At 64.4% G+C, this 23,986-nt stretch carries 23 protein-coding genes, 2 tRNA genes and 2 pseudogenes; 9 read left to right on the top strand and 18 right to left on the bottom strand.

Annotated features, from left to right (window positions below; genetic code table 11):
• The coding region (locus DU475_RS07500; protein ID WP_164631579.1) for a porin at positions 1-803 on the bottom strand (803 nt) is incomplete at its 3' end.
• A gap of 595 nt (positions 804-1,398) precedes the next feature.
• On the opposite strand from DU475_RS07500, the gene DU475_RS07495 reads away from it, so the two are divergent.
• Positions 1,399-1,492 (top strand) — tRNA-Ser (locus DU475_RS07495).
• Positions 1,493-1,783: 291 nt separating this feature from the next.
• Positions 1,784-2,026, top strand: a complete 243-nt coding sequence (locus DU475_RS07490; protein ID WP_047309681.1) for a hypothetical protein — start codon at positions 1,784-1,786, stop codon at positions 2,024-2,026.
• On the opposite strand, the gene modB is transcribed toward DU475_RS07490, so the two are convergent.
• Positions 2,023-2,718, bottom strand: a complete 696-nt coding sequence (gene modB, locus DU475_RS07485; protein ID WP_013502789.1) for a molybdate ABC transporter permease subunit — start codon at positions 2,716-2,718, stop codon at positions 2,023-2,025. The two genes, DU475_RS07490 and modB, sit on opposite strands and share 4 nt — an antisense overlap.
• Positions 2,719-2,724: 6 nt before the next feature.
• A complete protein-coding gene (gene modA, locus DU475_RS07480; protein WP_164631578.1) occupies positions 2,725-3,450 on the bottom strand; it encodes a molybdate ABC transporter substrate-binding protein in 726 nt (241 codons plus the stop codon).
• A gap of 101 nt (positions 3,451-3,551) precedes the next feature.
• Between modA and DU475_RS07475 the strand changes: the two genes are divergently transcribed.
• Positions 3,552-4,496 carry an ABC transporter ATP-binding protein gene (locus DU475_RS07475; RefSeq protein WP_164631577.1) on the top strand — a complete coding sequence of 315 codons (945 nt, stop codon included), beginning with the start codon at positions 3,552-3,554 and terminating at the stop codon, positions 4,494-4,496.
• 304 nt (positions 4,497-4,800) lie between these two features.
• Here the strand turns inward: DU475_RS07475 and DU475_RS07470 are convergent, their stop codons facing one another.
• The 10 genes from DU475_RS07470 to DU475_RS07425 all read right to left on the bottom strand — a co-directional run bounded on the left by DU475_RS07470 (position 4,801) and on the right by DU475_RS07425 (position 14,911).
• Entirely contained in the window at positions 4,801-5,562 is a 762-nt protein-coding gene (locus tag DU475_RS07470; protein WP_164631576.1) for an SDR family NAD(P)-dependent oxidoreductase, read from the bottom strand.
• A 15-nt stretch (positions 5,563-5,577) separates the two neighbouring features.
• The gene (locus DU475_RS07465; protein WP_164631575.1) at positions 5,578-7,317 is read right to left on the bottom strand and encodes a nitrilase-related carbon-nitrogen hydrolase; all 1,740 of its coding nucleotides are present in this window, start codon (positions 7,315-7,317) and stop codon (positions 5,578-5,580) included.
• A gap of 14 nt (positions 7,318-7,331) precedes the next feature.
• Positions 7,332-8,321 (bottom strand): acetamidase/formamidase family protein, encoded by a 990-nt coding sequence (locus DU475_RS07460; protein WP_164631574.1) that lies wholly within the window; start codon positions 8,319-8,321, stop codon positions 7,332-7,334.
• A gap of 24 nt (positions 8,322-8,345) precedes the next feature.
• Positions 8,346-9,059 carry an ABC transporter ATP-binding protein gene (locus DU475_RS07455; protein ID WP_142882579.1) on the bottom strand — a complete coding sequence of 238 codons (714 nt, stop codon included), beginning with the start codon at positions 9,057-9,059 and terminating at the stop codon, positions 8,346-8,348.
• A complete protein-coding gene (locus DU475_RS07450) occupies positions 9,052-9,774 on the bottom strand; it encodes an ABC transporter ATP-binding protein (protein WP_164631573.1) in 723 nt (240 codons plus the stop codon). The genes DU475_RS07455 and DU475_RS07450 overlap by 8 nt, the downstream gene beginning before the upstream one ends.
• Positions 9,774-10,838 (bottom strand): branched-chain amino acid ABC transporter permease, encoded by a 1,065-nt coding sequence (locus tag DU475_RS07445; protein ID WP_164631572.1) that lies wholly within the window; start codon positions 10,836-10,838, stop codon positions 9,774-9,776. Before DU475_RS07445 ends, DU475_RS07450 begins: the two co-directional genes overlap by 1 nt.
• An 11-nt stretch (positions 10,839-10,849) precedes the next feature.
• Positions 10,850-11,722, bottom strand: coding sequence for an ABC transporter permease subunit (locus DU475_RS07440; RefSeq protein ID WP_164631571.1), 873 nt, complete (start codon positions 11,720-11,722; stop codon positions 10,850-10,852).
• A gap of 119 nt (positions 11,723-11,841) precedes the next feature.
• On the bottom strand, positions 11,842-13,080 hold the full coding sequence (locus tag DU475_RS07435) for an urea ABC transporter substrate-binding protein (RefSeq protein WP_142882576.1): 1,239 nt from the start codon (positions 13,078-13,080) through the stop codon (positions 11,842-11,844).
• Positions 13,081-13,091: 11 nt separating this feature from the next.
• Entirely contained in the window at positions 13,092-13,757 is a 666-nt protein-coding gene (locus tag DU475_RS07430) for an ANTAR domain-containing response regulator (protein ID WP_164631570.1), read from the bottom strand.
• Positions 13,754-14,911, bottom strand: coding sequence for a transporter substrate-binding domain-containing protein (locus DU475_RS07425; protein WP_164631569.1), 1,158 nt, complete (start codon positions 14,909-14,911; stop codon positions 13,754-13,756). Before DU475_RS07425 ends, DU475_RS07430 begins: the two co-directional genes overlap by 4 nt.
• A gap of 395 nt (positions 14,912-15,306) precedes the next feature.
• Here DU475_RS07425 and DU475_RS07420 point away from each other — a divergent pair, with 395 nt between their 5' ends.
• Positions 15,307-15,642 (top strand): GrlR family regulatory protein, encoded by a 336-nt coding sequence (locus DU475_RS07420; RefSeq protein WP_013502802.1) that lies wholly within the window; start codon positions 15,307-15,309, stop codon positions 15,640-15,642.
• Between the two features lie 722 nt (positions 15,643-16,364).
• Here DU475_RS07420 and draG read toward each other — a convergent pair.
• From draG to DU475_RS07405, 3 genes are all read right to left on the bottom strand, one after another.
• Positions 16,365-17,255, bottom strand: a complete 891-nt coding sequence (gene draG, locus DU475_RS07415; protein WP_164631568.1) for an ADP-ribosyl-[dinitrogen reductase] hydrolase — start codon at positions 17,253-17,255, stop codon at positions 16,365-16,367.
• 9 nt (positions 17,256-17,264) lie between these two features.
• Positions 17,265-18,023: an NAD(+)--dinitrogen-reductase ADP-D-ribosyltransferase gene (locus tag DU475_RS07410; protein ID WP_234713396.1), complete on the bottom strand. Its 759-nt coding sequence runs from the start codon at positions 18,021-18,023 to the stop codon at positions 17,265-17,267.
• A gap of 205 nt (positions 18,024-18,228) precedes the next feature.
• Positions 18,229-19,206, bottom strand: a complete 978-nt coding sequence (locus DU475_RS07405; RefSeq protein ID WP_246700268.1) for an AraC family transcriptional regulator — start codon at positions 19,204-19,206, stop codon at positions 18,229-18,231.
• A 350-nt stretch (positions 19,207-19,556) separates the two neighbouring features.
• Between DU475_RS07405 and DU475_RS07400 the strand changes: the two genes are divergently transcribed.
• From DU475_RS07400 to DU475_RS07390, 3 genes and pseudogenes are all read left to right on the top strand, one after another.
• Positions 19,557-19,646 (top strand) — tRNA-Ser (locus DU475_RS07400).
• 249 nt (positions 19,647-19,895) lie between these two features.
• Positions 19,896-21,038 carry a Fic family protein gene (locus tag DU475_RS07395; RefSeq protein WP_164631566.1) on the top strand — a complete coding sequence of 381 codons (1,143 nt, stop codon included), beginning with the start codon at positions 19,896-19,898 and terminating at the stop codon, positions 21,036-21,038.
• Between the two features lie 106 nt (positions 21,039-21,144).
• Positions 21,145-21,360: pseudogene (locus DU475_RS07390) on the top strand (integrase core domain-containing protein); the annotation flags it as partial.
• A gap of 204 nt (positions 21,361-21,564) precedes the next feature.
• Here the strand turns inward: DU475_RS07390 and DU475_RS07385 are convergent.
• Both DU475_RS07385 and DU475_RS07380 read right to left on the bottom strand, forming a co-directional pair.
• Positions 21,565-22,806, bottom strand: coding sequence for a type II toxin-antitoxin system HipA family toxin (locus tag DU475_RS07385; protein WP_164631565.1), 1,242 nt, complete (start codon positions 22,804-22,806; stop codon positions 21,565-21,567).
• Complete coding sequence (locus DU475_RS07380) at positions 22,806-23,183, bottom strand: helix-turn-helix domain-containing protein (RefSeq protein WP_164631564.1); 378 nt, start codon at positions 23,181-23,183, stop codon at positions 22,806-22,808. Before DU475_RS07380 ends, DU475_RS07385 begins: the two co-directional genes overlap by 1 nt.
• 285 nt (positions 23,184-23,468) lie before the next feature.
• On the opposite strand from DU475_RS07380, the pseudogene DU475_RS24570 reads away from it, so the two are divergent.
• Positions 23,469-23,567 (top strand): annotated as a pseudogene (locus DU475_RS24570) (transposase family protein); the annotation flags it as partial.
• 59 nt (positions 23,568-23,626) lie between these two features.
• On the top strand, positions 23,627-23,902 hold the full coding sequence (locus DU475_RS24250) for a hypothetical protein (RefSeq protein ID WP_246700267.1): 276 nt from the start codon (positions 23,627-23,629) through the stop codon (positions 23,900-23,902).
• Positions 23,903-23,986: the final 84 nt, after the last annotated feature.

Below are 23,986 nucleotides of genomic sequence, written 5' to 3'. Positions count from 1 at the left end.
AGCGCGGTGTTGTAGTAGCTGGCGCGAACCTGATGCGCGGCGGCCGAAACCTGGAACAGACCCCAGGCCTGATCGACGCGGATCTTGCCGACGATGTCGGGGATCGAGGTGCCGGCGTAGGAGTTGGCGCCGTAGGCCAGGAAGTTCGGAGCGAACGAGGTGTTGTACAGCGCCGACTGCAGGTAGGACGACTGATCTTCCAGCGAGATCGAGGCCGACACGCCGTTGCCGAATTCCGCAGTGTAGGCCACCTGGTTGATGCCGGTGACGTCGTCGTAGCCGCCGAGCAGGAACGAGGTGTTGTTGCCCGGATAGCCGGTCCACGGCGTATCGAACTGCGACACCGCCTTACCGAAGGTAAAGCCGGCGAACTGCACGAAGGCGTAGTACACGCCAAGATGACCGTTGGCGACCGTGTCGGTGCCGGTGGTCCAGTTGAAGGTCGCATCGAAGTAGGTGCGGACCACGCCGTATTCGGTCGCGGTGCGGGTGTCGATGTTCAGATCCTGGCGAGACCGGAAGATGTAGTCGTTCGACAGGCGGTTCTTCTGGCCAGCGTTGCTGTTCCAGGCCGGCATGTTGTAGGCCGAACCGCCACCGATGGTCACGTCGGCGCGCAGATAGCCGCCGAGCTTGATGCAGGTGTCGGTGCCCGGGATGTAGTAGAAGCCGGCGCCGTAGATCGAGCAGACCTTCACGTATTCGACGGCTTTCGCCTTCAACGGCAGATCAGCGGCCTGCGCGCCGCCAACGGCGAGGAGCGCCGCCGCTGAGCCGAGGAAAAGGCCCTTAACGATGTTCATGTAAACCTCCAAGTTGCTCTGTCGGGAAGGTTCCGATCCGCAAAGTGCACGCACCCGCCTTGGCCCCTTAATCCCAGAAACCCGCCTAGCCGCTTCGCGCCTTCGGACACCCGCTGAACGCGAGGGACTTAAGCGAACCACCTATTACGGGGCGACCTCGGGATGCCCCCCTCCGTCGCATCACGACAATTACCTAACAGTGATGCACACGCAACAAGGGAGCCATGCTCTGCGTCCCGTTTTCGTAGGGGTGTTGCACAAATAACACTCAGACCTCTCCCTGTCGCCTAATAAGCTATTGATTTTCCAGAATTTCCAAAACCGCAACCCGTGACCGATGCCGCATCGCAACAAGGTCCCGAGCGTGGATGACTGGGGTAAACCATGGCGATTGCCTGCGTGCTGCGGGCCGATTCCTGAGAATCGTTTCCTCGCTTCGGGCGAATCCGAGTTGCAGAGTGGGCCTCGGAACCCGTCCTCTGCCGGCTCCCGCCCGGTGTTGCGGCGATCACCGTGCACAGGCCCAAAGGTCGCGGCTGCAATCCGCGCAATCCTGCTTGCGGGCCGCGGCGCTGTCGGGCATATCGAGCGCACCGGAGACGTGGCCGAGTGGCTGAAGGCGGCGGTTTGCTAAACCGTTATAGGGTTGTAAAGCCCTATCGAGGGTTCGAATCCCTCCGTCTCCGCCACCCCAAGCCCCTGATATATTTCACGAAATTTCGCCTCGCCGGCTTTGCCCCGAGAGGCGGCCTGATGCCTTTTCGCGCGGCGACCTCATGCTGTCGATTCGTCCGCTCCGTGCCAGGCCGGCGAATCCGGTCTGGCTGCCTCCCGGACGCTGCGTCATCCTCTGTATCAAAAGACACAAACCACTCGATGCGAGGCGCCTAGAGTGCCGAGACTCGTTCCTCTTCAGGAACCGAGGCAACGTCTGAAGCGCACAGAAGCGATCTGGCGCAGGTTCGACCATCGGAGGCCCCGTGCCCTACAGAGCGTTTCTCGCCCGCATCCGCCAGTTCTTCGACGGACCGGACGAACACCTCGACTGGATCGCCAACGGTCTTGCGGCCGGCAGCCTGCGACAGCCGGCAACGCCGATGACCGACCAGGAGCTCGCCGAAGCGATTCGGGAGTTTCAGAAGGCGCCACCATCGGCGGATTCGCTGGAGAAGCTGAGCGCGAAACTCGCCCCGAGCGACGGCCGCGATCGCGGCGCGATCTAAGCGGGAATCGCTCGCGACGCTCGCCGCAGCACCCCGAACACAACGAGGGACACTGCACCGAGCAGCGCCGACAGCACCGCGGCACGGCCGTACTCACCGTTGAACACCGCGTTGTAGACCTCGAGCGAGATCGTGTTGGTCTTGCCGACGATGTTGCCGCCGAGCATCAAGGTGATGCCGACCTCACCGAGTGATCGCGCTGTCCCGAGCACCAGGCCGGCGACGATCGCGCCGCGGATGTTCGGCAGAATCACGAACATGAAGGTCTCGAACTCATTGCGGCCGAGCGTCCGTGACGCCTCGCCCAGGCTTCGGGACACGCTGGCGATCGCCGCTTCGATCGGCTTCACCACCAGCGGCAGGCCGGCGATCACCGAGGCCAGCAGAACGCCTTCGACCGAGAACACGAAGCTGAAGCCGAAGCCGGCGTCGAGCCACTGCCCAACCGGGCTGCGCCGACCGAGCAACAGCAACAGAAAGAAGCCGAGCGCGATCGGCGGAAACACCAGCGGGATCGTCACCACCGCGTCGAGCACGGTGCGACCCGGCCAGGATCGCTGCGCCAGCGCCCAGCCGAGCAAGGTGCCGAGCACGATGTGCAGCACCAGAGTCGCTGCGGCGATCTTGAGCGACAGCAGAGCGGGTGCGATCAGCGCCGGATCGCGCAGCGCTTCGATCGCCGCCGCCAACATCGCGGCCTACAGCCCGTAGCGCTGCAGGATGGCGCGAGCCTGCTCGGTACCGAGGAATTGCACAAAGCTCTCGGCCGCCTTCGCGGCCGGCGCACGTACGCCGCAGACGATCTCGGCCGGATCGTACAGCTTGCTGTCGACCGCGACATAGCCGCCGATATTGCCGGCCGCGCCGATCGCCTCGGTGGCATTGATGAAGCCGGCATCGACTTCGCCGCTGGCGACGTAGCTGGTCACCTGCGGCACGGTGGCGACCGGCACCAGCCGCGCATCGATCGTGGCGGCGAGCCCGCTGCGTTCGAGAAACTGCCGGCCGGCCTTGCCATAGACGGCGCTGGCCTGATCCGGGATGCCGATTCGCTTGAACTCGGGCGCCGAGACGTCTTCAGGCTTCGCGAGCGCCAGCCCCTTGCGATAGGCGATCACCAGCCGCCCGAGGCCAAGGGGCGCGATCTGCGCAAAGCCGAGATCCCCGGCCTTCCCCAGCACCGCCTTGTCGCCGCACACCAGGGCGATCTGGGTGCTCTCGCGCGCCTGCGCCAGCACCTGCCCCATGTGGCCATACACCTGCAGCAGCTTGTCGCCGGACTGTTTCTCGTAGGCTGCCGCCAATTCGGCAATCGGCCGCCGATAGCCGGCGCCCGCGGCCAGTGTCGTCTCGTCCGCGGCGGCCGGCGCCGCAAACGACACCACAGCCAAGCCCATCACCGCCGATCTCACCGCCCACGCCATTTCAATCCCCTCGCCTTTGGCTCCGCTCGCCGCATTTGGCTAGCAGAGACGTCAATCGTTGTATACTTCACTATATAACGATATCGACTGGCGGACTGGCAATGGAGAAACGGACCGACGACATCGCGCTGCGCATCCGGACACCGCTGAGCGGGCCCGCCGGGCCATTCTGGCTCGACGTCGATCTGACGATCGCGCCCGGCTCGCTGCTGGCGATCACCGGTCCCTCAGGCGCCGGCAAGACCACCCTGCTCCGCGCCGCCGCAGGACTGACACGGCCGGCGGAGGGCAGCATCCGCATCGGCGCGACACACTGGTGCGGCACCGCAGCACGGCTGCACGTGCCGACGCGGAAGCGCTCGATCGGGCTGGTGTTTCAGGACTACGCGCTGTTTCCGAACATGACGGTGCGCGGCAACGTCGACTACGCGATCGGATCACGTCGGTGTCGCGACGAGGTCGACGAACTGCTGCACCTGGTCGAGCTTCATGGCCTCGCCGACGCCATGCCGGACCGGCTGTCCGGTGGCCAGAAGCAGCGGCTGGCGCTGATCCGGGCACTGGCGCGGCGACCGGCCCTGCTGATGCTCGACGAGCCGCTGTCGGCGCTCGATCCGGCGATGCGACGCAAGCTGCAGGACGATCTGCTGCGGCTGCATCGCCGCTTCGCCACCACGACGCTGCTGGTCAGCCACGATCCGTCGGAAATCCTCCGCCTCGCCGACCGCCTGGTGCGGATGGAGCACGGCCGCGTGGTGTTCGACGGCACGCCTGCCGAGTCGTTCGGCAGCCTCGCGCGGAGCGATCCGTTTGTCGTCACCGGCATCTATCTCGACGAACGCAATGCGAGCGGCACCTGCGCAGTGCTGGTCGACGGCCGCAAACTGCGGCTGCGCCTGTCAGGCGTGAGTGACCTCAGCGTCGGCGATCCGGTGACGCTCCGGATCGACCAGGCCGTGGTGCAATGCACCGCGCCCGCCCCCGGCGACCGGCTCAAGGCTTATCCGGCTGCGGCGATTGCCGCGGCTGAACTTCCTCACACTTGACGACGATCTGAAACACGCGGCCGCATTGCGGGCAAGGATAGTCGCGAAGTTCGTAGCCCTCGACAAGCGGTCGCGCGCGCAACAGCTCCGTCGCAGATCGACAGACCGCGCAGTTACTTCTGCTACTCGACACCGCGGCCCCCACCACCCGGAACGCGGCTGTATAGCCTGATCCAAAGGCCGCGTCGCAACTGATCAGCACGCGGCACTTAGTTATTTGGGCGTGCTCACCCCGCAACGGTATTTAGTGATATCATCATTCCATCCGACAGAATGAAATCGGCTTATCTTGACGTGCAACACTTCAAAATTGCACGCCACGGGTGAGCGCGCCATCGACCACAACATTGGTGCCGGTGATGAAGCTGGCGGCACGGCTGGCAAGAAACACCACGGCATTCGCCATCTCCTGCGGCGTGCCCATCCGGCCGGTCGGGTTGAGAGCCAGCGCGGTGTTGTAGAGATCGGGGTTGCCGTTCTTGATCTGCTCCCACACCCCGCCCTCGAAATACGTGTTGCCGGGCGAGACGGTGTTGGCGCGGATTCCCTTGCCGGCGAGCTGATACGCGAGGCCCTGGGTGTAGTGGATGATCGCCGCCTTGAAGGTGCCGTAGGGCCCCGCCGCGAAGTCGATCTCACGGCCCGAGACGCTGGAGACGGTGACGATCGCCGGCTGCTGACTCTGTTCGAGGTACGGCATCGCTGCATCGACCAGCCGCACAGTGCCCATCATGTCGGTGGTAAAGCCCTTGGCCCAGCTCTCTTCGTCCGAGCCGATCGCCAGCGCGCTGACATTGGCGACCACCACATCGATGCCGCCGAGCTTGGCCGCCATGTCGGCGACCCATGCTTTCAACCCCGGCCCATCGGACACATCCACGGCGCCGCCGAATGCCGACACGCCAGTCGCCCTCAACGCCGCCACCGCGCTGTCGACCTCGGCCGCATTGCGCGCGCAGAGGCCGATATGCGCGCCTTCCGCCGCGAAGGTCTCGGCGATGGCGCGGCCGATGCCCTTGGTGCCGCCGGTGACGAGTACCTTGGCGCCCTTCAATCCCAGATCCATATTCGCTCCCCTTGGTTAGTAGTTGCCGGCGACGACTTGCACCAGCGGCCGGTAGCTGTGCGGCATCCGCATCGCCACCAGATCCTTCCGCCGCACCACGTTGGTCGGATAAACGCTGTCGAGATTGGAGGTGTCGATCGTCGCGGTGGCGACGCCCTCCCCGCCTTCGATCAGCGCCTCGCGGCGCGGGAATTCGAACGTGTCCGGTCCGAATAAGCCGCTCAATCCCGGATAGCCGCGCGCCGCATCGGCCACGTTGGCGAAAGCGAAGAACACGTTGTTCTCGCCGGCGCGGACGCGGAAGTGATGCCAGTGATGCGGATCGGCGCCGGTCGGGATCGGCGCCGGCTGCTCGACGCTCGTCCCCGCGTGCGGCGTGCTGAACCGCGTCGCGATCGCAGCCGGGCACGCGATGATGTCGCAGCCGCGCAGCGCCAGCACGCGCCCGGCTTCCGGAAACATTGCATCGTGGCCGATCAGAAGGCCGACGCGGCCGAGCGGAGTGTCGACGACGACGAAGCTGTCGCCGGGCCGCGCCCAGCTTCGCTCGTCCTCGGTCAGATGCGTCTTGCGATAGATGGTGATACGACCGTCAGGGGCGATCAGCGCCGCGCTGTTGTAGAACGTCTCACCGTCGCGCTCGGCGAGACCGCAGACAAGATGCAGCGACAGCTCGCCCGCCAGCGCAGCGAGCCGCTCGGTCGCCGGACTCGGCACAGCGACGGCAGTACGCACCGGATCAACCAGTCCGGTGAGGCTCAATTCCGGAAACACCACCATCTCGGCGCCGGCGGCCTTCGCCTGTCGCGCCAGCGTCTCGATCCGACCGAGATTGCCATTGATGTCGCCGCTCGGGGCGAACTGCGCGGCGCTGAGCTTGGAGCGCTTGCCCTTCGGCCAGGCCTCGTGGCCGTACAGGCCGAAGAAGTCGTACGGATTCCAACTGAAGGTGCCGGTCAGCAGCTCCGGATACAGTTCCGGCCGCCGCTGCCGGAACACCGCCTCGCCGCCGATCCGCCGCGCCCGCGCGGCTTCAAGATCGATCTCGGCGTACGCCACGCCGTCGCCACCATCGATCACGGTGGCGATGCTGCCGTCCGGCGCGATCACGCAGCTTCCGCCGGAGAACTGCACGGTCCGCTCCAGCCCCCAACGATTACTCTCGATCACGTAGCAGGAGTTTTCGAAGGCGCGGCTGATCCAGTACGGCGCCGGCGTGCGTTCGGCGAGCCAATTGGAGATGTGGCAGATGATGTCGGCACCGCCCAGCGCCATCAGCCGCGCGGTCTCGACGAAATGGATGTCCATGCAGATCAACAGCGAAATCCGCCCGATCGGGGTGTCGAACACCTGATTGTGCAGATCGCCCGCCGCCGACCATTTCGGCTCGGAGATGTAAGGATGCGTCTTGCGGTGACGCCCGATCAATCCCTCCGGGCCGATCAGGACGGCGGAATTGTAGTAGATGCCGTCCTCATCGACTTCCGGAAGGCCGACGACGATAGTGCAATCGTGCTTGCGCGCCAGTTCGGCGAACCGCGCCGTGGTCGGCCCCGGGATCGGCTCGACGAACGGCGCCACTTCGGCGCGATCATACCAACAGTAGCCGGTGGTGCCCATCTCCGGGGTGACGATCAGTTTGGCGCCGCCCACCGCCGCCTCCTCGCACAGCTCGAGCAGGCGCGCGACGTTGCGCTCCTTCTCGGCCATGACCGGCTCGAACTGGACGGTAGCGACCTTCAGCAGTTGCGACATCGCCGTCGCTCCCCTCACACCAGGAACGACTTCTTGATCGACGCGCCGAGCGTGTACTTCGGATCGACCATGTTGCCGAGCCGGACGCGCCCGGCCTGGGTCAGCAGCATGTAGGCGTCGATCTCGTCGAAGCCGTAATCCGCCGCCATCCAGCGGCACAGTTCGCGATAGGCGATGCGGGCGGCATCCTCCATCGGCCGCGCCGAGCCGATCGTCATGATGAAGTCCTTGGTCTCCAGCCGCGGCCAGTGGATCGGCCAGCCCTTGATCAGATCGATCTGCACCGTGGTCACGGTCGGGTGCTCGATCGCGACGCCGCAGAGCTCGCCGTCGCCCTGGGCGGCGTGACAGTCGCCGAGATAGAGCAGCGCGCCCGCGGTGTTGACCGGCAGATAGATGACGGCGCCGACGCCGACATCGGGCAGATCCATGTTGCCGCCGTAGTAATCAGGGACCAGCGACGAGATCGCCTCGATCTCCGGCGAGGTGCCGATGGTGCCGATGAACGGCTCATACGGCAGCGTGATCTTGTCGTTCCATTTGGTGCCGTGCTCGGCGGTGATTTCGAGCTTCTTGACGCGCTCCGGCAGCGGCGGGTTGAGCAGCGCGGTGTTGCCGGTGCCGACCAGGCCGCCGAACTCCGGCATCACCACCGTGGTGCCCCGCGGCTGCGGCCCGCGCGGAACGATGCTCTCGATGTACACGGCGAGCGTGTCGCCCTTCTCGGCGCCATTGACCCAGATCGGGCCGTTCTGCGGATTGAGGAACGGGAAGTTGAGGATCTTGGACGGGATGTCGGTCTCAGACTTGATCGCGCCCTCGAACGCGTCGTGGGTTTCGGCCGCCACCACCGCACCGGGGTCGACAGTCAGGACCTTGTCGAAATACGGCCCGTAGACGTAGTGATACTTGCCCTGCTCCGCCTCGGTGATGGTGTGGCTCTTGCCGCGCACGCCCTTGGCGACGCCCTTGCGCGCCATGATCGATTCAGTCTGCCAGGCCATGTTGGTCTCCTTTGTTGAATTCAGTTACACCGCGAGGTGACGGCGCATTTCGGCCTCGTCGTCGAGCGCGGCGCGGTCGAGGTCGGCGACGATCCGGCCCTTGTCCATGACGTAGCAGCGCTGCGCCATCGCCCGGATCATGTCGAGGTTCTGCTCGACCAGGATGATGGTGACGCCGGTCCTGGCGTTCAGCGCGACCATGTCGCGGGCGATGTCCTGGACGATGTTCGGCTGGATGCCTTCCGACGGCTCGTCGAGCAGGATCAGTTCGGGATCCGCCACCAGCACGCGCCCGATCGCGAGCTGCTGCTGCTGGCCGCCGGACATCGTGCCGGCGCGCTGGCTCCAGCGCTCGCCGAGGATCGGAAACGTCTCGACCACCTCGCGGCGCTGCTGCTCGGTCAGCCGCCCCTTGATCGAGGCGCCGACCGCGATGTTCTCGGCGACGCTGAGCCGCGGAAATACGTCGCGGCCCTGCGGCACGTAGCCGATGCCGAGCCGCGCCCGCTTGAACGCCGGCAGATGCTCGATGGCGTCGCCGCGGAACACGATCGAGCCGTCCATCGCCGGGATCAGGCCGATCAGGCTCTTCATCAGCGTCGACTTGCCGACGCCGTTGCGGCCGATCACCGCGATGATCTCGCCCTCGCGGACTTCGATCTCGAGTCCTTGCAGCACCGGCTTGCCGCCGTAGCCGGCGCGCAGCCCCACGGTGTTGAGGATGACTTCCTTACGCATGGTGATGAGCCTGCCCGAGATAGATCGCCGCGACCCGCTCGTCGGCGACGATGTCGTCGATCGAGCCTTGCGCGAACACCTGACCGAGATGCAGCACGGTGACGCGCTGCGCGACCTGGCGGACGAACGCCATGTCGTGCTCGATCGCCAGCACCGTCATGCCCTCGGCATTCAGCCGCTTGACCATCTCGCCGGTCTGGAACGTCTCTTCCGGCGACATCCCGGCGGTCGGCTCGTCGAGCAGCAGCATCCGCGGCTTCAGGCTGGTCGCCATGCCGATCTCGAGCCACTGCTTCTGACCGTGGCTGAGATTGCCGGCGGTCTGGTTCTGCTCGGCTTCGAGGCCGAGGAACGCCAGCAGCCGGTCGATCTCCCGGTCGAGCTCGGCGCCGTGCCGCGTCCGTTGCAGCGCGATCTCGAGATTCTGCCGGACCGACAGGCCCTTGAACACGCCGGGCACCTGGAATTTGACCGAGAGTCCACGCGCGATCCGCGCGAACGACTTCAAGGTGGTGATGTCCTCGCCGGCGAAGAAGATCTCGCCGGAGCCGGGCGCGTATTCGCCGAGGATCAGCCGGAACAGCGTGCTCTTGCCGGCGCCGTTCGGGCCGATCAGGCAGTGGATTTCGCCGGTCTCGAACGACAGGTTGACCTGGTTGGTGACGTGCAGCCCGCCGAAATGCTTGTTCAGGCCGCGGAGTTGCAGGAGCGCCATCAGTTCCGTCCTCCCTTGGCGCGGGCGACGAGCCGGCCGATCACGTTCATTGCGCCGAGCACCAGGCCGTTCGGCGCGATCAGCACGGTGAGCACCAGCAGAAGCCCCATCACCACCAGCGCATATTGGCTGCCGTAGATCGTCAGCGCCTGGAAGCCGGCCAGCACCACCAGCGTGCCGACCAGCGTCGAGGTCAGGTCACTGCGGCCGCCGACCGCGACCCAGATCAGCGGCAGCGCCGCCGACGTCATGCCCATGCTCGACGGGGTGATGTACTGGCCCCAGGCGGTGTAGAGCACGCCCGACAGGCCGGCGAGCCCGGCGCCGATCACGAAATTGATGAGCTGATATTTGCGGATGTCGTAACCGAGCATTTCGGCGCGCTCCGGATTCTCACGGATCGCCACGATGACGTTGCCGAACGAGGAGTTCACCAGGATGCGCAGGCCGAGATAGACCACCACCACCAGCGCCAGGATCAGGTAGTACAGCCCGACATCGGCGAACAGCACGATCGGCCCGTCGAACCAGGGGATGGTGATCGGCGGCATTCCGCTCATGCCGTTGAAGCCGTTGAGCCGCGCCGCGCCGATCCGCCATTCCGGGCCGGCGGTCTGGGCCATGAAGCGCTCCAGCATCAGGGTCACGGCCAGCGTGACGATGCCGAGAAACACGCCTTCGATCCGGCCGAAGAACATGAAGTAGCCGAGCAGCAGCGCCACCACCGCGGCGATCAGGACCGCCGCCAGCACGGCGACCAGCGTGAAGCCATACGCCGCGCCGAAATTCAGCGTCAGGATGCCGTAGCTGTAGCCGGCGATACCGAAGAACGCGGTCTGGCCGAACGACAGCGCACCGCCATAGCCCCAGATCAGGCACAGGCTGAGCGCGATGAACACCCAGACGAAGAAGTACGCAGTGTTGCCGACGGTGTAGCCGTCGCTGAACAGCGGATAGGCGAGCGCGCCGAGCAGCGCCAGCACGAACACCGACCAGAACAGCTTGCCGCGACCTTTGGTTTGCGGGCCTTCGAGCCGGCGGAAGAGAGAGATCAAACCGTTCACCCTCGCCTCCCTCAGGTCCGTTCGCGCAGCAGGAAGCCGGAGATGCCTTTCGGCAGCACCCGGACCACAATGATCACCGCGACCAAGAGGCCGATCTGACCGAACAACTGTCCCTGCCAGGAGGTCATCGCCGACTTCACCACCGCGAGGACTGCCGCGGCCGGCGCGGTGCCGAGGAAGACGTCGGCGCCGCCGATCACCACGGTGACGAACGCCTCCATCAGGAAGGTCGCGCCCATCGTCGGCACCAGCGTCATGGTCGGCGCGTACAGCCCGCCGGCAAGTCCGGCGAGCCCGGCGCCGCATGCGAAGGTCAGGCTGTAGATCCAGCGGGTGTCGACGCCGAGCGCATCCGCCATGTGCGGCACCTGGATGGTGGCCCGTGCCTTGACGCCGAACGACGTCCAGTTGAACACCGCGTACAGCCCGCCGAGCACGCCGAGCGCGGCCAGGAACAGCACGATCCGGTAGATCGAATACGAATAGGCGCCGACCTGGAAGCTGCCGAACGGCGTACCGACACCTGCCATGGTCGAGCCGATCGCGATCAGCGTGCCTTGGGTCGCGATCAGGCTGAGGCCCCAGGTGGCGACGATGGTGTCGAGCGGGCGCTCATAGAGATGCCGCACCACCACGAATTCGACCAGCATGCCGACCATCGCCGAAACCAGCGCGCCGACCAGAATGGCGAGCGGCAGCGGCAGTCCGGCGTGCACGGCGGTGGCGGTGACGTAGGCGCCGCACATGATGAACTCGCCGTGGGCGAGATTGATGACGCCCATCATGCCGAAGATGACGGCGAGCCCGCAGGCCGACAGCACCAGGAAGGCGAAGGCGTCGGCGAATTGATACAGCGCCGCGAAGGCGAAGGTGGCGATGTCCATCTGACGTCCAGCAAGGTGGCGTGGAGGGCCGCGGCACGGGCGGCAGCCCGACGAATGTCCATTGAGCGGAGAAGCAGCCGCTCCGGCGCGTCAGGGTGCGCCGGAGCGGTCCGCCGCACTTACTTGGGCGGCGGGTTCGACGGCGTGTATTGCGCCATCGGATCCTTCTTGGTCAGATCGCAGCCTGCCTCGCCGAGCCAATACGGCTTGATATCCGGCCAGACTTTCGGGAAGTCGATCGAGTGATCGGCATTGACGTGCGCCAGGTAGATGGTGTGCGACATGTGCTGGCTCTTCGGATCGATGCAGACCTTGCCCTCCGGCGCGTCCATGCAGACGTCGCCCTGCGCGATCACCTTGCGGATGTCGTCGCGATTGGTCGACTTCGCCCGCTCCACCATCTGCTTGTAGAGATACACGGCCAGATAGGAGTTCTCGGCCTCCTGATTGACATAGGGCTCGTTCGGGAATTTGGCCTTGAACTTGGCCAGGAACGCCTTGCTCTGCGGCGAGTCGATTTCCTCGATGTAGTTGGTGGTGACGTACATGTCCTTCAGGCTCGGCGGCTTGAAGCGCTTGTGCTCGTAACCCTGGCCGACGTTGACCGAGGACGCCATCGGCAGGTTGACGTTGGCGGAGGCCGCCTGTTCGTAGTACGAAGCCTGCGCGGTGCCGACCAGCAGCGTCACGATGAAGTCCGGCTTGGCCTTCTGGATGTTCTGGATGCTCTGCGAGAACTGCGACACGCCGAGCGGGATGAACTCCTCGCCGGCCATCTCGCCGCCGTGCTGCTTGACGATGTTGCGCACCCACTCGGCCGAGATCTGGCCGAAATTGTAGTCGGCGGCCAGCGTGTAGACCTTCTTGCCGTATTTCTCCATCATCCACGGGATCAGCGTGGAGAACTGCTGCTCGGGCACCGCGCCGGTGACGATCATGTGGCCGTCGCAGACGCCGCCTTCGTACTGATTGTTGTAGAACGCGAAGCCGTTGAGCTGATCGACGATCGGCCGATACGCCTCGCGTGAGGCCGAGGAGAAGCCGGCGAACACCGCGTCGGCCTTGTCCCGTTGCAGCACCCGGCGCATGAACTCCTGATAGCGGGTGTTGTCGGACTGGGTGTCGTACACCACCAGTTCGAGCGGCCGCCCCATGATGCCGCCGGCCTTGTTGATCTCTTCGGCGGCGAGTTGGATGGCGTGGACCTTGCCGATCGTCGCCACCGCGAAATCGCCCGACTGATCCTCCAGCACGCCGAGCTTGATCGGCTTCTCCGCGGCCAGCGCCGCGCTTGACGCGAGGACAAGCGTCCCCGTGAGGACTGCGGCATGCAGTCCCCGTAACACAGTTCCGGTCATGTTGCTGTCTCCTACATCGCTCGTTTGTCGCCACGGTGCAGCGGCGGAGTGCCGGTGTGGCCAGTCGAATCGGGCGGCCTCGCCCGTCGGCTCAGCAGATCCTCGCAGTAACTCTCCAGGCTCTGCCTCACGCGCATGCTCTCCCGGCGGATCTGGTCGTAAGCGCCGTCCTCGTCGAGGCCGCTGTCCCGCATCCGCTGGACCACGGCGCGCAGCACGGCCCTGCGGCCGCGACGGCGCTCCTCGAGCGTTTGCAGGCGCTCCTGCATCCCGCCGCGCAGGAGAAACTGGTTGATGCCCATGAACAGCGCCGAGTACACGGCGCCGCCGTGCACCGGCTTGCGCAGGAACGCGGTGGCGCCGAGATTGATCAGCGCCTTCAGCCGGCTCGGCGCCTCGACGCCGACCAGCCCGATCACCGGCACCGGCGGCAACTGCGACAGCGGATTGAGGTCGATCGCCAGCACGCCGTCGAGATCGCCATCGACGAACAGGATGTCGCGATCAGGCACCAGCGAAGCGAGGTCGATCTGAGCTCGTCCGTCGATGATCGGCACGGCCTCGCAACTGACGCCGAGCTTGGTCAGCGTCGGCTCCAGCGCGCCTTCCCTGCCCGTGCGTTCCATCACCACGAGCGCACGGCCGCCCTTGAAGTTCTGAACCGGTCGAAAGGTCATGACTTCACCAGCCTCAACAATGGGGAACGCATGGCGGCGGCGAACCGCGGCGAGGTTTGCACCAGATACGGATCGGGTGCGATCGGCTCGGGAGCTTCGAGCAGCACTTCGAACTGGCCGGACGCGGTCGACCGGCCGATCCGCGGTGTCAGCCAGGCGTGATAGGTCTGCGGATCGATCCGCACTTCGCCTTGCGGAGCGATCAGGCGCTGGTCGGCGACGGCCGCGCGTACTGCGGCGGCCTCGTCGGTTCCGGCCTGTTGCAGCGCAGCGGCGAGCAGCTTGACCGCGATATAGCAGGCCTCGGCATCCGCCGAGGTCGGCGGCGCATCCGGAAATTTCGTCGCGTAGGCATGGGTGAAAGCGTCGTTTGCCGCCCCGGCCAGCGAAGCGAAATACACGCTCGACGACAGATGTCCGTCGACGGCCTCGGCGCCGATTTCGGCCAGCTCCGGCTCGGCCAGCGTGCAGCTCGCCACCGGGATTTCGGCGGCCTGGTCGATGCCGCGCGCCCGGCAGGCGGCACGAAACGCGCGGAAGAACGCGTAGGCGCTGGTGCCGATCAGATTGTTGAAGACGAAATCCGGACGCTGCTCCAGGATCGCCGCGATGACGCGATCGACATCGGTGTCGCCGACAGCGAGATAACGCTCTGCCAGCACGGTGCCGCCACGGGCGATCAGGGCTTCGCGGAAGATCCGATTGTTCTCCCACGCCCAGATGTAATTCGAGCCGATGCAGAACGCGCGCTTGCCGTGCTTGGCGGCGAGATAATCGACCAGCGGCAACACGTGCTGGTTCGGCGAGGCGCCGGTGTAGACGACGTTGTCGGAGCTCTCGAAGCCCTCATAATGCGACGGGTACCACAACAGGCCATCGTGCTTCTCGAAGCACGGGATCACCTCTTTGCGGCTCGACGAGGTGTAGCAACCGATCACCTGCCGGACGCCGGAGGCCAGCAGGTCGTGGGCCAGAGCGCGATAACGCGACAGGTCACCGCCTGGATTGACGATGACCGGCTCGATCTCCGGCCCGTTGCCGCCGGCGGCGACCTCGCTGAGCCCGAGCAACGCGCCGTTCAGCATGGTGCGCCCGACCGCCCCGTAGGAGCCGGTCGTCGAGAACATCACACCGATGCGCAGCCGCTTCGTCATGCTCGTGTCCAAAAACAAAAAGCGCCCATCGGCTGTCGAGCCGAGGGCGCTTTCGCCACCAACCAAACGCGCATCGATTGGCGCGGTGTCGGAAATGGTTCAAAACTCTTTGCGTCTCAGGGCTTAGTTGCCCAACGCTTGGTGATTACGGTCGTCGAGTTCGTAGTTCAAGTCAAGCGCATTGTTGATGCGAAACCTGCCGCTTTTACCGCCTTTGTGCAGTAATTTGATGCACCGCGATCGGCCGCTCGCCAGCGACTTCGCGTGCGATCAGAATGCTCTCGCCGCCGCGCCTCCCCTGAGCCCCCGCAGCATTTTTCAACCCCAGATACATCCGTCCCTTCTCTTGCTAAACCTGGAGTGGTAGAGGAGCCCCGGCGAACGCGGGGGCGGATATGACCGATCATCTTCGAGGGTTCTACAAGGCCGAGTTCGAAACGGCGCGGAAGAAGTCGCATGGCGTGATCTTTCTGCGCGACGGCAAGATCCAGGGCGGCGACTCCACGTTCCTGTACTCCGGCGCGTATTCGCAGACCGGACTGACCGTCGCCGGCCGCCTGCGCGGGGTGCGCTACTCGTCGGATCATTCGCGGCTGTCGGTGTTCGGAATCGAGCCGTTCGAAATCATCTTCGATGGCGTCGCCAAGGACGGCTACGTCACGATCGAAGGCTACGCCCACGAAACGCCGGGTCTTCCGCTGAAGGCTATTCTGACGCGTGTCGATGATTGAGCGTGCTCCGAACGAGACATTTGCACCCACCACTGGCGATCTCCATCACAGGTAATCATTGCCGGCAAGGGTTCTGACCTGCAGCTCTGCTTGGTATCGGTGTAGTTGTTTCGGTCCGGTCGACGAGCTTTGTTCAACGTCCGCTAACGTTCCAAAGTACGAGCGCCTGCACTTCCAACCAGTTGTTAAGTGGTGCCGTCCGAATCTGCCCCCGCACCGACGCCGGCAGCGTCGCGGCACAACAAGAACAAGGGTGGCAGTCATGGCATCATTCGCAGAGACTTATCGCACCGACGACATCGACACGCACGGCGCTCTGTACTGGGGCATCCACGATTTCATCCGCCAGTTCGTCGCACTGCTTGAGATCGAACAGCGCTGACCGTGATCGATCCTGCAAACCGGACGATCTCAGGGCGTCGGTAGTCCAGATCGATGTGTTGGTGAGAGAGGCTCCGCCGTATGCGGGGCCTTTCCCATTTGCGAACGACCTGTGGACGATGTGCCTAGAGCAGTTCTGCTTTTTATAGGATCAGAGCTGATCCGCACCGCGTGCCACACGCACAACCTCATGGTGAGGAGGCGCGTAGCGCCGTCTCGAACCATGTGACGCAGGGAATGCGTTGCCCATCCTTCGACACGCCCGGCTTCGCCGGGCTCCTCAGATGAGGACTCAGTGCCTTCGGAAAGGTCGGACCGTTTCAATCAAACGATGAACCGCTCTAACGAGGCGCCGACGCCGCCAACTCCAGCAGCTTCGGCACCTGACCGCGGATCGCTGTGACCACCTCGCGGTCGAGCCGGTCGAGCCAGCGCTTCGGGATTGCGGCGAGCCCGTAGGTGGCGCCGGCCAGCATTCCGGCGAGCGCGCCGGTGGTGTCGGCATCGTCGCCCTGGTTGACCGTGGAGATCACGCAATCGACGAAGCTGTCGGTCGAAAGATAATAGTGCAGCACGGTCCGCAGAGTGTCGACCACGTAAGCCGTGGCCGGACCGCGATACGGCGTGAAGCCGAAAATGCGGTGGGCCTGCACCAGATCGTCGGCGATGACGCGGGCGGCGCTTTGTCCCTCACCGGCCAGCAACGCCTGCAGCATCTTCACCAGAGCCAGCGCTGCGGCATCCGACAACGGGTGATGATGAGTGACGTGCGCCTGCGCGATGGTCCAAGCCGCCGCCTGCTCCGCGCGGCCGTAGGTTGCCAGCGCCAGCGGCAGGATCCGCATCGCCGCGCCGTTGCCGGCGTCGCCTTCGAAATACGCCCCCTGCAGCTCGCCCGTGGTGATGTAACGGCGGATGCCGCGGCGACAGGTGCTGCCGACATCGACCGGGCCGGTCTTAAGCCAGGCGGCGAACTCGTCACAGAGATCGGGGAGCTCGAGCCCGCCGCAGCGGATCAGCGAACGGCCGAGCGCCAGCGCCATCTCGGTGTCGTCGGTCACCTGACCTGGCCTCAGCCGCAGCCAGCCGCCGCCGGTGATGTCCTTGTGGACGCCGTAGCGCGCCGCGATCTCCGACTTGGTCATGAACTCGACCGTGGCGCCGAGTGCGTCGCCGACCGCAAAGCCCAGATAGGCGGCAAGCGCGCGGTCCTGCCAACTTTGCGAGGTCATGACGCCCTTTCAGAAGTAGCTCGCGGTGACGCGATAGTCGCCGCCGATCACCAGATATTCGCCTTCGCCCTTGAGCGGGTGCGCCCGGAGCAGCCGGTTGAAAAACAGAATCTTCGGCACCGGCACCCGGACCGTCAGAATTGTGTCGCCGAAGCAGTCGGCGATGCCGCGATCGGAGGTGAACGAGGTCAGGTTGTTGAGACGGATGATGGAATGGCGCTTGTCGAGCCGCTCGACGACCTGATGCTCGTCGAAGCCGTTGACGCCGCGATACAGCGTGACATGGGTGCTGCCGGTGGCCGCAAAATGGGTCAGCGCCCACTGACAGAACTCGTACAAGAGATCGAGCTGGACGAAGATCGCGTTGTTGTGGAAACGGCTCGACATCTTCTGCTCGACATAGACGGTCCACACCGGACTGGCGATCCGCCGGATCGGCTCCTTGTGAAAGGTCGGAAACAGCCCGAACCGGCTTTCCACCCATCCCTTCAGCACCGCGCCTTCGGCGCCGTTGCTGTCGAAGCCCCAGCCCTTGATCAGATCGAGATAGGACGAGCGGAAGCGGCGGCGGCCATCGCGGCCGCGGACACGCTGTTCGGCATCGATCCCGAACAGCGCCGTCATATAGCAGGCGAACGCCTCGCCGGCCTCGGCGAGGTCGCGCGCCTCACCGAGCATCTCGAACAGGCTGGGATTCATCTCGCGCACGCCGGCGATATGCAGCGGAACCGGAGCGTCGTTGAAGCCGACGCCGGTGAGAAACCGCATCGGCACGCCGACGAGGTTGCTGGAATGCCCGATGCTACCGTCGTCGCTCACCTTGGCCGACTCTGCCGCTGTCCCATGCCCGCCCGCGGCGCGCCCCGAATGGTATCCTCGCCCCGAGATCGTTAGCCAAGACGACGCCGTCTGCCTATGCGCAACTCGACGGAGCAGCCCCAGGAGCGGTGGCCGCCAATCACCGTGCCGTCGGTCAGCGCCGCCGCGCCAGCGTCTCGGAGGGCAATTCGCCATGGCGGCGGCGATAATCGTTGGCGAAATGACCGAGATTGGTGAAGCCACAGGCGAACGCCACCGCCGTCACCGAGCGCGACGGATCCCCGGACAGCAGCAGCTCGCGCGCCTTGTTCAGCCGCACAGCCTTGGCGAACGCCATCGGTGAGTAGCCGCGATGCTTCTGAAACGCCTTGAACAGGCTGCGCACCCCGACGTTGGTCACGGCAGCAAGATCGACGATGGTGATCGCCCTGTTCCATGACGCCTCGATAAACTCCTCCGCAACCCGGACATAGTCCGGGGCGGTATCCCGAGCGTCGCTGTCGAGCTGGGCACTGAAATTGTGCCGCGTCACGCTGAGAAAGGACACCGCCAGCGCCTGCTGCATCTCGCGCAGCATGAACGGCGGCAGCGCCGGCGCGGCCGGATCGACGTGGCGCGCCACGCAGATCGCCAGATCGCGCAACGCCGGCGCGCCGCGATGCTCGACATTCACGCCGGGCGCGAAAGTCAGCTTGCCGCGCGGCGTGACGCCGAGCAGCGCCTCCAGCGTGGCTGTGAGAGTTGCGGTGGTGATGCGCAGGATCAACTGCTGATAGTCGGCGCCGAATTCGAGCCGCGCCGGCGTGCCCGCCGACGAGACGCACCAATGCTGCGGATCGACCTCGACGCAGGAGGAGCCGGTCGAGGTCCGGCTGCTGCCACGCAGCGCAATCTGAACGCGGGCGAAATCGGTCTCGCCGAACTCTGCGACGGCCGGCGCCGCATAGGCGCAGAATCCGAGCCCGGCACCGTCGAACGCGACGTAACTGCCGAAGCCTTCGAACCCGTCCGCCTCCGCCGTGAACTCGCTGGCACCATAGACCGACAACATCGCCTCGCGCATCGCCTCAGGATCGCGTGTGTGAACGACGGGGGCACGATTGAGCGGATAGTCGATCGGGTCGGCGTTCAAACGAACGTCAAACTCGGGATGGCGCATTCCAACGAACTCACTTCCCGCGGATTTCTGGCGCAGCGGACGGCGGGCCACTTCGTCGGCCAGAGTAATGCTCAAATTTGAGCATTACTGCTCAGGACCGGTACTCACCCGCTCGCGGAACGCACCTTCTGGCACCTCGGCACACGCCAATTGCGGTCCGCCGAAACCGACGACGCGACGTTCCACCCGCGTGAAGGGGCCCGATTCGTCTGCCTGGACATTGACCCGCCCCAGCAATCCCCCCTAAACAACTGGCGACGCGGATGCTGTGACAACCGCAGCGACGGTCAGGCTCCGCCGCTGTGACCCACGGCGCCAAGCCTGGAAGGGTGGCCGAGCGGTTTAAGGCACCGGTCTTGAAAACCGGCGTGCCCGCAAGGGTACCGTGGGTTCGAATCCCACCCCTTCCGCCATAAACCGTTGATTGTATTTTGCAAAATCTGTTGACGGGCGAAGCGCCGTTTTACAACCATAAGGCGAAAGTGGGTTTCAGCCTGCAACAATGCTGCAACAATTTTTCTGTTGCAGACGGCATCTCAGCGCCGTCTCCGAAGCCACCTGCCATTCGCCCCGGAAATCCTCGCCCTCCGCCCCTATCCAACAACGACGCTCAAGCTTATTATAGGATATCGCCACAACCTCTAATACGCTCAAGCGCCGCCATGGACCTCGGGACCTACGAATTCGACGAACACGGCCGCCGGCTATTCCGCCCGACCACGCCACCCTTCCCGCCCCTGGAGGACGTCCACGACGTTCTGGAAGCGGCGAACACCTCAGTCAGGGAGTTCGACCGGCGTCTCACCGAATGGGACCGGCACGGCGCTGTCGGTCGGCTATTTGCCAGGCTCGATGCCGTCCACTCATCCGGAGCCGAGGGATCGACCACGACCTTCACCGACCTGTTGGAGTACGAGAGCGCATTGCGCACGGCTCCCGATATCGACGACGCCACCATCGTCGCCGCTTGTGCCGATGGCTTGAACGAGGAGGTCGCCTGGACAACGCCGGAGGAACTTGTGCTTCGCCTCCACCAGCGTCTGTTCGAGCACCATCGCAATAGGATGCTGGCCGCCGGTGCCGGGCGTTTGAAGACGCTTGCGAACTACACCGCGGATCCCGACCTTCCCGGCGGGATGTTCGGCTACACCAGTCCCGCCGCCTTGAAATCGGCTCTCGAAGAATGGCGTGACTTCACGCTCGCAACCGCACCGGCGACACCAGAACTCCTGAGGCAGATGCTGTCGCACTGGATGTTCGAACACATCCATCCGGTGGCCGATGGCAACGGGCGCATCGGGCGCCTCCTTGTCCCAATCCTGATGAGACGCAAAGGACAGACGAGCACCGCCTGCACCTTCTTCGGCGAAGCCGTTCACGAGAACAAGGGTCTCTACATCGGGATGCTCAAAGACGCTCGCATCACCGGCAAGACCACCAACTATGCGAGGCAGATGCTCGGCTTCATCCGGACGACGGCATCTGCCAACATCGATCGCCTCGATCGGCTGCAATCAGTCGAACAGGAATGGCGGGCGCGCTTCGCAAAGGTACGATCCGACAGCGTCGTACACCGAATGATCGCCTACGCAATGATCAAGCCCGTGTTCACCATCAACGATGCCCAGAACGACCTCGGCGTCAGCTTCGCCGCGGCGAACGGCGCAGCTCGAGCATTGTCGGATGAAGGTCTGCTAACGGTGCCACAGGACGTGAAACGCAATCGACTCTTCTACGCGAACGATGTGCTCGGACTGTTCGACCGCTTCCGCCCGGACTCAGCCTCAAATTCTGCGCCCGAGTGACCGGCGCAGCCAGTCTCGTTGAATTGCACGACAGTCTCCCGCCTTCAAAAGGTCGGCACCGGCTCCCCACGTCATTCAACGATGCGGCTTAGAACCTGATCACTCAAGCAAGCCGACCGACAATGCGTTCATCGAAGCCTTCAACGGACGCTTCCGGGCTGAGTGCCTGAACGCTCATTGGTTCCTGTCCCTTGCGGCCGCCCAGGAAAAAGTGGAGACTTGGCGCAGATACTACAACGAGGAACGGCCCCACGGGGCAATTGGCAATCGGCCGCCAATTTTGCTGCAAAACCACGTCGGCGCTACCAGCCAGCCGACGTGATCAGAGGCGCGAAACTCTAGTTCTGGGTGGTCCAAAGTTCGGTCTCACTGCACTGCAAAACCGCCGAGGCTCTAACTGTAGCTGGATGAAAGTTCAGTGGCAGGTCACCCCGAAGGGGCCAAACCCGCCTCGTCATGAGCAGCCGTTTGGCGGGGCGGGAGGCTCAGAAACAGTCATATTTGACGCGCAATCTGCCACTACTCGTCATAAATGACTTAATGAGCGTGCTACTTCCATCTCATCGCCGATGAAAGCAGCCTCGTAGTCGCGCGCCAGCGCGCCAGAGATGCCAACTTGCCTGAAGGCTTCCCGCCATCGGTCCGAAATGCACTTCGCCGTTGTCCGGATAATCTCCCGTGCCTCGGCCTCGAGAATCTCGAAGAACGCACAGGCTTCCAGTGCGAGGTTGATCGACCGGTCATGGGCGCCACCCTCGAGGATTGCCGTCTCAAGATGCGGGTTGCGGTCGGGCGCCGGGTTCACGTCGAACACCGGCGACAAACGCCACTGACCCGCCCCCACATAAAGGAAGCCATGGTTCTTTAGGTGATCGTCCTTGTTGGACACCAAGATTGTGAAGATCAGACGCCGGTAGAGTTCGCGGAAATCGTCAGAAGGATCGGATGAATAAGCCCGCATGAAATCCACGATCTCAGTATAGGAACCCAGTTCCGATCCCGTCTTGCCGAGCGCGGTGCGGGCGGAGATATAGGGAATTCGTGTAGCTCCACGTCGGTCGAACCGCTGAATCAGCGCGACCGGGAACGGCGTGTCGGCCAACTCCAACCGTGTCTTAGGCGTGCGGATACCGCAGGCTGCCGCTAGGCGGAGGGTTGCGACCTCGACGCGCTCGATCGGTTGTTGATCGTGGACTGAGGTGAACTTCGCCAGCCAAAGTGCATCGCCGTCCCTGACATTCGCTTTGGGGCGAGCGCCGCCAGAGCCGCCGGCGCCGGCCAGCGCCTGCATTTCCTCCGGCGAGATTTCCTTGCCTTGCTCATAGGCCCGCGCGATCACCGTGATGGTTTCGAGATCGACCAAACGCGGAACGGCGTCCGCCGCCTTGCCGCGAATGACCTCGCCCTTGTCATCCAAAAAGCGCAACGCGCCTTGCCGGCAGGTATCGTCGGAAAGCGTCAGATACTCGAATTCGTTGAGACCATTGCCATAGGCCCGTTCAAGAAGCCTGCGTCCCCAACTGTCCGGAGCCGCATCCGCGAAAACGCCCGCCAATGCGTCGCGCATGTTGCCGGCCTGCCCCGAGGTGTGAAATGGGCCGGCCTCAAGAGGAAAGTCCGGCTGTATGGCGAAGGCACGCGGATTTTCGATCCATTCGGCGCCATAAGCAAAGGTCGAGAACTGCCGCGGCCCGGCATGGGTGAAACGCAATTGGCCCACCGATGTTCGGCTTGCGCCAAGCGCGACATGGGCGACGAAATCGGACATCAGAAGGAGGCCCCGTCAGGGTCCACAACGTCCTGCCGATCCTGCTTATCCTCCGTCTGAGCCTTCTGCTTTCTCAGCCGTGCCGCGAAGGAGCGGCCCCGCCGAGGTCCGCGCTCCGCTGCCAGCGCCAGCCCCAAATCGTCCTTTCGGATATCGATAAGGTCGGCGAGCCGCTCCAGAAGGCCCAGCACAACGAGAACGTCGGCAAGCGTTCCGATTGCAACGCCCGGATCACCCCGTTCAAGGCGGGCGATGGAACTCGGCGAAGTTCCTGCACGCAAGGCGAGGTCCGCCACGGCAATGCCACGCCGCAGACGCGCGTTACGGATATCCTGGCCCAGCCGTTCCAATGCTGGCTTCGCCTTGGGTGAACCCATATCAATTGTCCATATTCGACGCAATGACGCTTGTAACACATCATATTTGAACGATTTGTCAAGATCAGCAGATTCTCCTCCCACGACCCGTAAGTCAGGTTAACGGGCTTGGAGGCGATGTTTTGATTTGACGGCATGGCGTGATTCCTTCCCTGATTCGACCGGGATCGCCTCGATGGAAGCCATGTCCGATACGATGCTCGACGAGGAACTGCCGCGGGCGCGCGCTGTGCATACTCTCGCAGCTTTTCCAAGCTCGACGACGAGCGCGAACCATGGCGGGTGATGTATCCGCTGTCGGAGGTGCTGCTGCTGGTGACCTGCGCCACCATCGCCTCGTGCGACGATTTCGACGACATCGCCGCCTGGGGAAACCACCATCTCGACTTGCTGCAGAAGGCGGCGGACTTCCATCACGCTATTCCGTACGAGCGCTGGCTGCGTTGCTGGTCAACCGGGTCGATCCGATCCTGTTCGCGCGCAGCTTCCAGGACTGGGTGGAGGCGCTGTGGCCCGGGCGGCACGACCTCATTGCCATCGACGGCACGACCGCACGTAGGACCCACGACCGCCGCAAGGGGCTCAAAAGCCTGCACACGCTCTCGGCCTACGCCAGCACCGCCCGGCTGGTGTTGGCGCAGGCCAGTCCCGGAAAAGGCGAACAAGATCACCGCCATTCCCGGACGGCTCGACCAACTCGCCGAGGCCGGACAGCTTGAAGGCGCTCTGTGACCATCGACGCGATGGGCTGCCAGGCCGACATTGAACCGCCCCGGGTTTGCCGGAGGCTCCAACTCCTGAGA

Source organism: Rhodopseudomonas sp. WA056 (assembly GCF_010906995.1).
GTDB lineage: Bacteria > Pseudomonadota > Alphaproteobacteria > Rhizobiales > Xanthobacteraceae > Rhodopseudomonas > Rhodopseudomonas palustris_G.
Note: the sequence above shows the minus strand (reverse complement) of the source record. Positions and strands in the feature narration are given on the sequence as shown.